Source organism: Streptomyces luteolus, assembly GCF_029968015.1.
In the GTDB taxonomy this organism is placed as follows: Bacteria; Actinomycetota; Actinomycetes; order Streptomycetales; family Streptomycetaceae; genus Streptomyces; species Streptomyces luteolus.
This window is the reverse complement of the sequence record NZ_JASCIS010000005.1, coordinates 204,272-216,744: the sequence shown is the minus strand read 5'-3', so window position 1 is coordinate 216,744 and position 12,473 is coordinate 204,272. Positions and strand designations below refer to the sequence as shown.

The 12,473-nt window shown below is 73.1% G+C and carries 10 protein-coding genes; 2 read left to right on the top strand and 8 right to left on the bottom strand.

Going from position 1 to position 12,473, the window contains the following annotated elements; all coding sequences use genetic code 11:
• Positions 1 to 39: 39 nt before the first annotated feature.
• Positions 40 to 444: a hypothetical protein gene (locus QIT00_RS07025; protein ID WP_282534226.1), complete on the top strand. Its 405-nt coding sequence runs from the start codon at positions 40 to 42 to the stop codon at positions 442 to 444.
• 229 nt (positions 445 to 673) lie between these two features.
• On the top strand, positions 674 to 1,453 hold the full coding sequence (locus QIT00_RS07020) for an SAM-dependent methyltransferase (protein ID WP_282534225.1): 780 nt from the start codon (positions 674 to 676) through the stop codon (positions 1,451 to 1,453).
• Positions 1,454 to 1,582: 129 nt separating this feature from the next.
• On the opposite strand, the gene mug is transcribed toward QIT00_RS07020, so the two are convergent.
• The 8 genes from mug to QIT00_RS06980 all read right to left on the bottom strand — a co-directional run bounded on the left by mug (position 1,583) and on the right by QIT00_RS06980 (position 12,463).
• Positions 1,583 to 2,074 (bottom strand): G/U mismatch-specific DNA glycosylase, encoded by a 492-nt coding sequence (mug, locus tag QIT00_RS07015; RefSeq protein WP_282534224.1) that lies wholly within the window; start codon positions 2,072 to 2,074, stop codon positions 1,583 to 1,585.
• A gap of 53 nt (positions 2,075 to 2,127) precedes the next feature.
• The gene (gene purB / locus QIT00_RS07010; protein WP_282534223.1) at positions 2,128 to 3,561 is read right to left on the bottom strand and encodes an adenylosuccinate lyase; all 1,434 of its coding nucleotides are present in this window, start codon (positions 3,559 to 3,561) and stop codon (positions 2,128 to 2,130) included.
• 91 nt (positions 3,562 to 3,652) lie between these two features.
• Positions 3,653 to 6,181, bottom strand: coding sequence for an NACHT domain-containing protein (locus QIT00_RS07005; RefSeq protein ID WP_282534222.1), 2,529 nt, complete (start codon positions 6,179 to 6,181; stop codon positions 3,653 to 3,655).
• Between the two features lie 178 nt (positions 6,182 to 6,359).
• Positions 6,360 to 7,196: an SGNH/GDSL hydrolase family protein gene (locus QIT00_RS07000; protein WP_282534221.1), complete on the bottom strand. Its 837-nt coding sequence runs from the start codon at positions 7,194 to 7,196 to the stop codon at positions 6,360 to 6,362.
• Between the two features lie 305 nt (positions 7,197 to 7,501).
• On the bottom strand, positions 7,502 to 9,139 hold the full coding sequence (gene abc-f, locus QIT00_RS06995) for a ribosomal protection-like ABC-F family protein (RefSeq protein WP_282534220.1): 1,638 nt from the start codon (positions 9,137 to 9,139) through the stop codon (positions 7,502 to 7,504).
• 30 nt (positions 9,140 to 9,169) lie between these two features.
• On the bottom strand, positions 9,170 to 10,183 hold the full coding sequence (locus QIT00_RS06990; RefSeq protein ID WP_282534219.1) for a hemolysin family protein: 1,014 nt from the start codon (positions 10,181 to 10,183) through the stop codon (positions 9,170 to 9,172).
• Complete coding sequence (locus QIT00_RS06985) at positions 10,180 to 11,553, bottom strand: hemolysin family protein (protein WP_282534218.1); 1,374 nt, start codon at positions 11,551 to 11,553, stop codon at positions 10,180 to 10,182. The genes QIT00_RS06990 and QIT00_RS06985 overlap by 4 nt, the downstream gene beginning before the upstream one ends.
• A gap of 478 nt (positions 11,554 to 12,031) precedes the next feature.
• The gene (locus QIT00_RS06980; protein WP_282534217.1) at positions 12,032 to 12,463 is read right to left on the bottom strand and encodes a GNAT family N-acetyltransferase; all 432 of its coding nucleotides are present in this window, start codon (positions 12,461 to 12,463) and stop codon (positions 12,032 to 12,034) included.
• Positions 12,464 to 12,473 lie beyond the last annotated feature (10 nt).

Here is a 12,473-nt window from a genome sequence, read left to right as displayed (position 1 = left end):
GCCGCCCCCGTTGTCAGTGGTCGCCGGTTTACTTGAGGCATGAGTTCGGCCCGGCATCTGCACGCCATAGACCAGCTGTGCTCCCGCGCGCTGCCCGCGGAGCGCGCGTTCCGCGTCGAGGAGCTGCGGCGCACGGACTGCGACGCGACGGACCCGGGGGAGTACGAAGAGAGATGCGAGCAGTACGCGGCGGAGCTGGCGGCCCTGCACGAGCCGCTGGGGGAGAAGTGGGTGGCCCACGGCCCGTTCGGGCTGCAGGGCGTGCTGCTGCGCGGCGGAGAGGGGGAGGACATACCCGAGCCGTGGCACGGCCTGAGCTGGTCGGCTAGCAGCGCCGAGCTGTGGCACACCGGCGACCGCTGGCTGGCCCTGGCCGTCACCGACCGGGAGCGCCCCCGGCTGCTGCGCTTACTCGCGGTGGCCACGGACGTCGACCCACCGTGATCCGTGATCCGGGGGCCGGGGGCCGGGGGCCGGGGGCCGGGTGCCGGGTGCCGGGTGCTGGGTGCCGGGTGCCGGGCGGGCGCCAGGTGCCAGGCGCCAGGGCGTCAGGTCCCCAGGGCGTCCCGGTCCGCGAACGCGCCGGAGCTGAACGGCAGCGCCAACGGCCGTGTCACCATGGCCTCTTGAGGATCATGGACGGCGAAGCCCATGGACGGCCGAAGGAGCCCGGATGACTGAGCACAGCGGACAGGTCGCGCACAACGCCCGCGTCTGGAACTACTGGCTCGGCGGCAAGGACCACTACACCGTCGACAAGGAGGTCGGCGACCAGGTCACCTCGATGTACCCGAGCATCGGCCAAGTCGCCCGCGCCGACCGGGAGTTCCTCGGCCGCGCCGTCCGGTACCTCGCGGGCGAGGCCGGCATCCGCCAGTTCCTCGACATCGGTACGGGGCTGCCCACCGCGGACAACACCCACGAAGTCGCCCAGCGCATCGCCCCCGACTCCCGCATCGTCTACGTCGACAACGACCCCACGGTCCTCGCCCACGCCCGCGCCCTGCTGACCAGCGCACCGGAGGGCGCCACGAGCTATGTCGACGCGGACGCGCACGACCCGGACGCCATCCTGCGCGCCGCCGCCGAGACCCTCGACCTCGACCGCCCGGTCGCGGTGATACTGCTCGGCATCCTCAACTTCGTCCTGGACACCGAGCAGGCCACGGAGATCGTGCGACGCCTCGTGGACGCGGTGCCGTCCGGCAGCTACCTGGTGGTCACCCACCCGACCCTGGAGCTGGGCGGCTCCGGAAACACGGAGGCCATGGCCTTCTGGAACGAGAACGCCAAGCCGCCGATCACCGCCCGCACCGGCCAGGAGATCGCCGCGTTCTTCGACGGCCTCGAACTGCTCCCGCCCGGCCTGGTCTCCTGCTCCCGCTGGCGCGCGGAGCCGGGCACGGAGCCTCGGCAGGTCGCGCAGTACGGGGCGATGGGGCGTAAGCCTTGATCTCACGTCGACCGTGAGGGCGCCGTCGTCCGGGGCTCGGTTCCTGGGGGCTGCGCCCCCAGACCCCCCTTCGGCGTGGGGGTACCTCCCTGCTCGAGCGCAGCCGAGAGCTTGGGGGAGGCCTCGTCCTCAAGCGCCGGACGGGCTGGATTTGAGCCTGCCGTACTCCTCGGCCATCGCCTCCACCGTCCAACGCGCGTTCAACCCACTGGGGTTGGGCAGCACCCAAACGCCGCTGCCTCCGATCGTCCGCTCCTGCGGGCCGATCTGCGCGGTGCGCTCGCCGAACGCCGCGCGGTAGGCGGTGACCCCGACGACCGCCAGCCACCCGGGCCGCAGCCGGGCCACCTTCTCCTCCAGGATCCGGCCGCCCTCCTCGTACTCCGCACGGGACAGCTCATCGGCACGGGCAGTCGCGCGGGCCACGACGTTCGTGATGCCGAGCCCGTACGAGAGCAACTCCCGCTGCTCGGACGGGTGGAGCTGACGGGGCGTGAAGCCGGAGCGGTGCAGGACCGGCCAGAAGCGGTTGCCGGGACGGGCGAAGTGGTGGCCCGTCACCGCCGTCATCAGGCTGGGGTTGATGCCGCAGAACAGCACATCCAAACCGCCCGCGACCACATCGGGAACGATGCGGTCGCGGGCGGCTTCGAGTTCGTCCCGGCCCGGGAGCGTCAGAGGATCGCCCCCGGCGTGTAACCGGCGGCTTCCGGGTGCTGCTTCACGATCTCCTCGACGCGGGCCACGACCTGCGTCACCTGGCCGGCGGCCGCACCCGTGAAGGACAGCTTGTCCGCCATCAGCTCGTCGAGCCGCGCACGGTCGAGCGGGATCCGGGAGTCGGCGGCCAGCTTGTCGAGCAGTTCGTTGCGCTCGGCGCCCTGCTCGCGCATCGCGAGGGCGGAGGCGACCGCGTTCTCCTTGATCGCCTCGTGCGCCTCCTCGCGGCCGACGCCCGCGCGCACCGACGCCATCAGCACCTTCGTGGTGGCGAGGAACGGCAGGTAGCGGTCCAGCTCACGGGCGACGACGGCGGGGAAGGCGCCGAACTCGTCGAGCACCGTCAGGAACGTCTCCAGGAGGCCGTCGAGCGCGAAGAACGCGTCCGGCAGCGCGACCCGGCGTACCACGGAGCAGGACACGTCGCCCTCGTTCCACTGGTCGCCCGCCAGCTCGCCGGTCATCGACGCGTACCCGCGCAGGATCACCATCAGGCCGTTGACGCGCTCGCAGGAGCGGGTGTTCATCTTGTGCGGCATCGCCGATGAGCCGACCTGGCCCGGCTTGAAGCCCTCGGTGACCAGCTCGTGCCCGGCCATCAGGCGGATCGTCTTCGCCAGCGAGGAGGGCGCGGCGGCCAGCTGGACGAGCGAGGTGACGACCTCGTAGTCGAGCGAGCGCGGGTAGACCTGGCCGACCGAGGTGAAGGCCTGCGCGAAGCCCAGGTGCCCGGCGATCCGCTGCTCCAGGTCGGCCAGCTTGTCGGCGTCGCCGCCGAGGAGGTCCAGCATGTCCTGGGCCGTGCCGACCGGGCCCTTGATGCCGCGCAGCGGGTAGCGGTTAAGCAGCTCCTCGATGCGGCCGTACGCGACGAGCAGCTCGTCCGTGGCTGTCGCGAAGCGCTTGCCGAGGGTGGTGGCCTGGGCGGCGACGTTGTGCGAGCGGCCGGCCATGACCAGCTCGCCGTACTCACCGGAGAGCTTGCCGAGGCGGGCCAGGACGGCGACCGTGCGGTCCCGCACCAGCTCGAGGGAGAGCCGGACCTGCAGCTGCTCGACGTTCTCCGTCAGGTCGCGGGACGTCATGCCCTTGTGGACCTGCTCGTGCCCGGCGAGGGCGTTGAACTCCTCGATACGGGCCTTCACATCGTGCCGCGTGACCTTCTCGCGCTCGGCGATCGAGGCCAGGTCGACCTGGTCGAGGACCCGCTCGTAGTCGTCGAGGGCGGCCTGCGGCACCTCGATCCCGAGGTCCTTCTGGGCGCGAAGGACGGCCAGCCACAGCTGGCGCTCCAGTTTCACCTTCTGCTCGGGGGACCACAGGGCGGCGAGCTCGACGGAGGCGTAGCGGCCGGCCAGGACGTTGGGGATGCGGGGCTTTGCAGTCACAGTCGGCCAGTTTACTGACACTTTCGGACAGGCTGACGCCCCGGTCCCCTTCGTCGGAACCTACGAGAGCCCAGGGGTGTGCCGGGAGGGCTCACTCCCGCCAGATCGGCCCCTCCACGTACGGGAACGAGGCCTGCCACTGTTCGTCCGTGGCCGGGTGGTCGGGTTCGAGGCGCAGTCGGCGGACGCGCTCGACGGGCAGTATCCCGGCCAGCCGCGCCGGGTCGAGCTGGCCCTTGACGTACAGATGGGCGCGGCCGCCGAGGTCGGCGAGGGCGCGGGCCTCGTGCAGGTCGGAGACGGGGAAGTAGAGCCCGCCGTGCTCGTCGAGGTGGGCGATGACCTGCTGCGCGTAGCGGGCCGTGTCGTACCGCGGCCAGGCGTTCGCGAGCTGGACGCGGATGTCCATGCGCTCGCGCTCGCGCAGGCCCGCGAGGTAGTCGATGGCCATGTCGTCGGCGACGGAGGACGCGGTGATCGCGAGGATGTACGCCCGGTCGTCGGAGACCGTGCGCGGGTCCGGCAGCATCTCCAGGACGATCGGGCCGATCCAGCCGAGCGCGCGGGCTCCGGCGGGGCTGGCCGGGTTCACCATCTGCTGGGTGGCCCGCTGCACCAACTGCCGTACCTCCGGGTCGATCTCGCTCACGTTCTCCAGACAGGCCGCGGCGAGCAGCTTGCTGTGCCGGGCGTGCGCGGTGCGCAGGCCGGGACGGCGGGAGACCATGCCGCGCAGCAGCTCCGCGACCTCGTTCGGCCGGGACAGGGAGACCGCCATACGGACCACGTCCTCCCACTCGGTGAGATGGGAGTGGTTGAGCAGCAGCCCGAAGTCGTGCTGCTGCACCATCGCGTCGGCGGCGAGATAGTCCTGGAACGTGCGGTGGATGAAGTCCACGGACCCCGCGGTGGGTTCGCGCAGGAGGCCGGTGCGGTTGAGCAGGTGGCGGTAGATCGTCTCGGCGTCGCCCTGCCTGGCCGCGGCCGGTACGGCGGGCAGATGGCGCCGCAGGATGTCGACGGCGATGTCCCGCTCCATCTCCGACTTGCCGTTGATCAGCATCCAGTGCGCGAGCTTCTGCAGCAGCTGGATCTTCGGCTGCCGGCTGAGCGCGATGCCGTCGTCCGGTACGACGCGCTGGCGGTCCCGCAGTTCGAGCAGCATCGACATGGCCGCGTCGTACAACTCCTTGCGGCCGCTGGGGAGATAGCCGCGCAGATGCCGGTGCAGCGCGCAGAGGAGTCCGCACATCAGCGGGTTGGTGGCGAGGCGGCCCAGGTCGCGGGTGAGGCGCAGGGCGTCGATCAGTGTCTGCTCGTACCGGGCGAGGACCGCCGGGTCGGCGCCGGGTTCCTGGCGGGCGGCGGCGTGCCAGCGCTCGACGAACGCGGCGACCTCGTCGCGGCTCATCGGGGCCAGCTGGACTTCGGCGAACTCCTCGGCGGCCAGCCACTCCTCGGGTACGGCGGAGGGGCGGGTGGTGACCAGCCAGACGTTGCCCGGGTAGAGCGCCGTCCAGTCGCGCAGGGTGTGGCGGAGGCGTTCGCGGGCGGGCTCGGGAGCCTCGTCCACCCCGTCGATGAGCAGAAGCCCGCGGCCCTGTCTCAGCACCCGGTCCGCCCAGCCGGGCGGCTGCGCGTCCGAGCCCGGGTAGCCGTTCACGGCGAGGAACTCGCCCGGCACAGGCGGGTTCTCGCGGCTGAAGCGGCGTACCGGAAGCACGAACGGCACCCGGTCGCGCAGGCCTGCCAGCTGCTGCGGCAGCTCGCCCTTGGCGGTGGCGACGGCGAGCCACTGCAGCAGTGTCGTCTTGCCGGATCCGGCCACTCCGCGCACCAGGATCCGGCTGCGCCCGGCCAGCGCGCGCGACACCGGCACCGGGGTGGCCGAGCCCTGCGGCCCGCCGCCGGGTTCGCAGCGCAGTCCGAGGTACGTGGAGTCGAGCGGCCAGGAGTCGGGGGCGCTGGCGAGGTCTATGCCGAAGATCGTCAGGCGGTTGTGGAGGATCGCGGTGTCCCGTGCGAAGCGCTCCTCGAACGCGGCGTCGGCGGCCCCCTGCGAGGGCACGCGCGCCTCCAACCGCTCGTACCGCTTGCAGAGTTCGGCGAGGAAGCCGCTGTGCTCGACCAGGGTGCGGGGTACGAACGCCGACCGGCTGGTGAAGAACTCCAGGATGTGCCGGGCGGTGACCTCCAGGAGCAGGGCGTGCAGGAGCGCGCCCTCTTCGGACAGCTCGCGGGCGGCGTCCGGGACGAGCGAGCCGAGGTGCTGCGCGAACCCGTCGGCCTGCAGCGCCACCGCCTGGACGTCGCTCATCTCGACCTCGCCGAGCGCGTCGAGGGTGCGGGCGAGCGCGTCGGCGACGACCTGGTCCTCGTCCGGCCGCACGGGCCGCTCACCGGGCCCGCCCACCGCCTGCCGTACGAGCTTCGCGCCCAGGGCGTGCAGTTCGCGGTCGCGTACGGTGCGGGGCTCGCCGCGTAAGCCGACGAGCCGCCGGACCGGCACGGCGCTCTTCTCGACGAGTCCGGCGCCGGGGCCGGGCGCGACGAGGAGCCGCTTCACGAGGGCGGCGACGAACGGCTGGGTGAGACGGCTGAGGACGAGTGCGGGATCCACCTGCGTACCCCCGACAACTGGTGTTCTGGTGAAGGCTGTTGGGTGGCAGACGGTAGAAGGCACCGGAGAGTTCCCGCCACCCCGTATCGGCACAATCCCTTCGCATGTCGGGGGACGCCCCTGGCGCGGCGCCCCGCGACGCTCCGGGGCGCGGGCGGCCCCGGCCCCGTACGGCGGCTCAGGCCTCGACGCGGTGCCAGCCCGTCACCGGACCCGGCGTGCCGTCCTCGGCGGGGCCGATCCAGAAGGCCTTGCCCTCGGCCGGGTCGAACTGGGCGCCGTTGCGTCCGTCGCCCGAGGACCGGCCGGTCAGGCGGCGGCCGATCCACGGCCCCAGGTGCTCCCGCGCGAACCGGGCGTCGGCGGCGCGGCGCTGCGCCCAGCGCGGGTGGACGGGGGCGGGCAGCGGGGCCCGCCAGTCGTCCTCGGCCGCGTACCCGAGCCTCTGCCACACCGCCTCCGCGACCCGGCGGTGCCCCTCGGCGGTGAGGTGCAGTCGGTCCACGTCCCACAGCCGCTGGTCGCCGAGCACGGACGCGCCGTACAGGTCGACGACGAGGGCGCCGTGCCGCTCGGCGAGGCGGTCGATGTGCGCGAACAGCTCCTCCATCCGCGGCCGGAACCGTTCGAGCACCGGGCCCTGCCGGCCGGGGCTGCGCATCAGCACGAGCTGCTTGCAGGCGGGCGCCAGCTTCTCCACGGCCTCGTCGAGCAGCGCCCGTACGCGGCCCATGTCGCACTTGGGGCGCAGGGTGTCGTTGAGCCCGCCGACCAGGGTCACGACGTCGGGTCGCAGGGCGGCCGCGGCGTCGGCCTGCTCGGCGGCGATCTGCCCGATGAGCTTGCCGCGCACGGCGAGGTTGGCGTACCGGAACCCGGGCTGTAGGGCCGCCATCCGCTCGGCGAGCAGGTCGGCCCAGCCGCGGTAGGAGCCGTCGGGGAGGCGGTCGGACATGCCCTCGGTGAAGGAGTCGCCTGTCGCGACGAGACTGGTGTAGGTGGCATTTATCTGCATGGCGTCAGCGATGGTATCCGCCGGCCTCGGCCCGCGTTGTGACGTCCCGAGGGCTCCGCCCCCGGACCCTCTCTACGGGGCTGCGCCCCGGTGCTTCGGGGCCCGGCCCCCGGCGCCTGTTTTGGGGCTCCGCCCCTGGCCCTTGTCTTCGGGGCTCTGCCCCGTGCCCGGTTGTTCGGCTGCCGCGCCGTCGTGGCTGGTCGCGCAGTTCCCCGCGCCCCTAAGAGCCCAGCCCCGCCTGCACAGCTCATCCCCTCCGGCGTTTGAGGAGCGGGGTCCGGGGGCCGGCCCCCGGAATGGGGGGCTCACCCGAAGTCTCGCTCCCCCCGAAGCCGACCCCCGACCACCTCGATCCGGTGTCCCGTGAACGTGGCCCGTAGGCGGCGGTCGTGGGAGACGATCACCAGGGTGCCGGGGTAGGTCGCGAGGGCCTGGTCCAGGTCTTCCGACAGGGCGGGGGAGAGGTGGTTGGTGGGCTCGTCGAGGAGGAGCAGGTCGGCGGGGCGGGTGAGCAGGCGGGCCAGGGCCAGGCGGCGGCGCTGGCCGATCGAGACTCCGCGTACCGGAACCACGAGGTCCGCCTCGCGGAAGAGACCGAGGGCGAGGAGCCGGTCCGCGTGGTCCTCGGGCAGGCCGGGCAGGCCCGCGGCGAAGGCGGCGAGGAGTGTACGCGCACCTTCCGAGCCGTCGTCGTACGGGACCTCCTGCGGCAAGTGGCCGACGCGGACCGGGCGTTGGACCTCGCCGCGGTCCGGGGTGACCGAACCCGCGAGGACGCCCAGCAGCGTGGACTTGCCCGCGCCGTTGGGCCCCGTGACCAGGAGCCGCGTGCCCGGCGCGAGGCGGAGGCGGTCCACGGCCAGACGTTCGCCCACCGCCACATCCGTCAGCTCCACGGGCAGCAGGAACGGGTGGTCCCCGCCCTCCGGCTCGGCCGTGAACCGCAGCGGGTCCGGCGGCCGCGGCACCGGATCGGCCCGCAGGCGCCGCAGCCGCTCCCGTGCGTTGCGGACGACGCCGGACACCTGGCCCTCCACCGACCGCTGGTGCTTGGAGAACTTGGCGAACGTGCTGCTGTCCCGCATCCGCCAGCCCGAGGAGAGCCGGTCGGCGGCGCCCTCGGCGATCTTCTCCTGGCGCTCCACCTCGTCCCGCCACTCGCGGTAGCGCTGCTCCCAGCGCAGCCGGGCCGCCGTGCGCTGGGCGAGATAGCCGTGCCAGCCGCCGCCGTACCGCTCGACGCTCTGCCGGTCCCCGTCGACCTCGACGATCGTGTCCGCGACCCGGTCCAGGAAGACCCGGTCGTGGGTGACGGCGACGACCGTGCCGCGGTGGGTGCGCAGCCGCTCCTCCAGCCAGACGAGGGCGGCCGCGTCCAGGTGGTTGGTCGGCTCGTCGAGGAGCAGCAGCTCGGGCGCGGCCGCGAGCACGCAGGCGAGCGCGAGCCGCGCCGCCTCCCCGCCGGACAGCGAGCCGAGCGTCCGCCCACGCCCGAGATGCGGTACGCCGAGGCCGTGCAGGGCCGCGTCCAGGCGCGCGTCGGCCCGGTAGCCGTCGCGGGCCTCGAAGGCGGCGACCAGGTCGGCGTACGCGGCGAGCTCCGCGGGACCGGCCGTGCCGAGGGACTCCTCGGCCAGCCGGATGCGCCGCTCCAGGTCCCGCAGCTCGGCGAGCGCGTCCTCCACGGCGTCCTGCACGGTGGCGTGCGGCGGCAGTTCGAGGGTCTGCGCGAGATACCCCGTACCGCCGTCCGACACCACCCGCACCTCGCCCTCGCCGGGCACGGCACGCCCCGCGACGAGCCGCAGCAGCGTCGACTTGCCGGAACCGTTCTCCCCGATCACGCCGACGTGCTCACCGGGCCGCACGGACAGCGAGACCCGCTCCAGGACCGGCCGCTCGGGGTAGCCGAACGACACGTCCCGCAGGACCAGTTGACTCACCAGCACCCCTCTCGCACAGGCCCCCCGCGCTCAGACGGGCTGGCCGAACAGCTCCCGCAGGACGTCCTCCATGGTCACCAGGCCCGCGAGCCGCCCGTCCTCGCCGAGGACCGCCGCCACGTGGGTGCGGCTGCGGCGCATCGCGGTCAGCACGTCGTCGAGCGGAGTGGACTCCCGTACGCGGGCGATCGGGCGCATGTCCCTGACCTGGAACGGCAGGTCGCGCGGCGAGGCGTCGAGGGCGTCCTTGACGTGCAGATAGCCCACGATGCGGCGCCCCTGGTCGACCACGGGGAAGCGGGAGAACCCGGAGCGGGCGGACAGCCGCTCCAACTGCTCGGGGGTGACGCCGATCTCCGCGTACACCACCTGCTCAAGGGGCAGCACCACGTCACGGACCGGGCGGCGGCCGAGTTCGAGGGCGTCGTGCAGGCGCTCCTGCGCGCGGTCGTCGATCAGGCCCGCGTCCCCGGAGTCCTTGACGAGCCGGGCCAGCTGGTCGTCCGAGAACGTGGCCTCCACCTCGTCCTTGGGCTCCACCCTGAGCAGCTTGAGCAGGGCGTTCGCGAAGGCGTTGATCGCGAAGATCACCGGGCGCAGGGCCCGCGTGGTCGCCACGAGCGGCGGACCGAGGAGCAGCGCGCTGCGCACGGGTTCGGCGAGCGCGATGTTCTTCGGGATCATCTCGCCGAGCAGCATGTGCAGATACGTGGCCACGGCGAGGGCGATCACGAACGACACCGGGTGGATCAGGCCGTGCGGCACGCCCACCGCGTCGAAGACCGGCTCCAGGAGGTGGGCGATCGCGGGCTCGGCGACGATGCCGAGCACCAGGGTGCACAGCGTGATGCCGAGCTGGGCCGCGGCCATCAGGGCGGAGACGTGCTGCAGGCCCCACATGACGCTGCGGGCCCGCCGGTCGCCCCCTTCGGCGTGCGGCTCGATCTGGCTGCGGCGGACCGAGATCAGGGCGAACTCGGCGCCGACGAAGAAGGCGTTGACCACGAGGGTGGCCAGGCCGATCAGTAGCTGGATCGCGGTCATCGCGCACCCTCCCCGGTCCCGGGCGTGCTGGTCGGGCCGGTGGACGCGGCGGTGCGTCCGGGCAGGTCGAGCGGTGCGTGCAGGAGCAGGCGGGCGGCGCGGTGGCCGGTGGCGTCGAGGACGTCGAGGCGCCAGCCGTCGACCTCGACCACGTCCCCGGCCGCGGGAATCCGGCCGAGCTCGGAGGCGACCAGACCCGCCAGCGTCTCGTACGGGCCGTCCGGCGTGCGCAGGCCGATCTTCGCGAGCTGGTCGGTGCGGGCGGCGCCGTCGGCGTCGTACAGCCTGCGGCCGTGCTCGTCGGTGCCGGCGGGGGCCAGGTCGGACGTCTCGTGCGGGTCGTGCTCGTCGCGGACCTCGCCGACGACCTCCTCGACGATGTCCTCCAGGGTGGCGACGCCGGCCGTGCCGCCGTACTCGTCGATGACGACGGCCATCGTGCGCTTGCCGGAGATGCGGTCCAGGAGGCGGTCCACGGTGAGCGTCTCGGGGACGAGCAGCGGCTCGCGGAGCAGCTCGGCGACGGGGAAGCGGGGCCTGCGCTCGGCCGGTATGGCGAGCACGTCCTTGATGTGCGCGACGCCGACGACGGAGTCGAGGTTGCCGCGGTAGACGGGGAAGCGGGACAGGCCGGTGGCGCGGGTCGCGGTGGCCACGTCCTCGGCGGTGGCCTGGATGTCCAGGGCCATCACCTGCACGCGCGGCGTCATCACGTTCTCGGCGGTGAGGTCCGCCAGATTGAGCGTACGGACGAACAGCTCGGCCGTGTCTGCCTCCAGGGCGCCCTCCTTCGCGGAGTGCCGGGCCAGGGCGACCAGCTCCTGCGGGCCGCGCGCGGACGCCAGCTCCTCGGCGGGCTCCAGGCCGATCAGGCGCACGGAGCGGTTCGCTGTGTTGTTGAGGTGCGTGATCAGCGGCTTGAACGCGGCGCTGAACCAGCGCTGCGCGGTGGCCACGCGCTTGGCCACGGCGAGCGGCGAGGAGATCGCCCAGTTCTTCGGGACGAGCTCGCCGACGACCATCAGGACGACCGTGGAGATCACGGTGCCGAGGGTCAGGGCGACGCCGTCGGCGGCGCTCTTCGACAGGCCGAGGTCGTCCAGTGGCCCGGAGAGCAGCTTGCCGATCGACGGCTTGGCGAGCATGCCGATGACCAGGCCGGTCACGGTGATGCCGAGCTGCGCGCCGGACAGCTGGAAGGTGAGGCTGCGGACGGCCTTCTGGGCGCTGTCCGCACCGCGCTCACCGTCGGCGACGGCACGGTCGAGGCTGCTGCGCTCGACGGTGGTGAGGGAGAACTCGGCGGCGACGAACACACCGCAGGCCAGGGTGAGCAGCAGGGCCACGCCGAGCAGGAGCAGTTCGGTCATCGGGTCACCTCCGTCCCATGATCGGACAGGGGAGGGACGGCCGCGCGATGTCGGCCCGATGTGCTTCTGGTCGCGGAGACGCTACGGAGACGCTACTGGGAGGCTCGCCCATGGGCGGACGCTCACACCTTTCGTTCGGGTACGGCTGCTCGGCTCGAAGCGAGCGGGAGCGGAGTTACCAGAGTAAAGGACCAGCAAAGGAAGGGGCGGGGCCGAGCTCGGGCCCGGCTCCGGGTCCGGCGTCCGGGACCGGCTCGGGCCTCCGGGACCGTCTCGGGCTTCGGGACCGGCTCTGGCTCCGGTGTCCGGGACCGGCTCTGGCTCCGGCGTCCGGGACCGGCTCGGGCGGCGGCTCGGGCCTCCGGCTCCGGCTCCGGCTTCGGGACCGGCTCTGGCTCCGGCGTCTGGGACCAGCTCCGGCCTCCGGCCTCCGGCCCCGGCTCCGGGACCAGCTCCGAGGCGCGCTCCAGGGAAGCGTTCAGGCTCGCTCGGCCAGTGGCTTCACCCAGCGCCGCCAGTGGTCCTCGCGCCGATAACCGGCCGCCGACCAGGCCTGCTGCGCCCGCTCGTTGGCCTCCAGGACCATGGCGTCCCCGCGCCGGCCGCCGAGCACCACGAACCGCTCCTCGGCCGCGTCGAGCAGCGCCGTCGCGATGCCCCGCCTGCGGTGCGAGGGCAGGACGGCCAGCCGGTACAGGCTGCAGCGCCAGCCGTCGTAGCCCGCGATCACGGAGCCGACGAGCAGCCCGTCGGCCTCGGCGAGGAGCAGGGCGCCGGGGTCGCGCGCGATGAGCCCGGTCACCCCGGCCTCGTCGTCGCTGACGCTGGTCCCCTCGGCTGCCTCCTTCCAGAAGGCGAGCACGTCGGTGGCGTCGGCGGGTTCGGCGGTACGGATCGTCAGGGCGCTCATGATCGCCAGC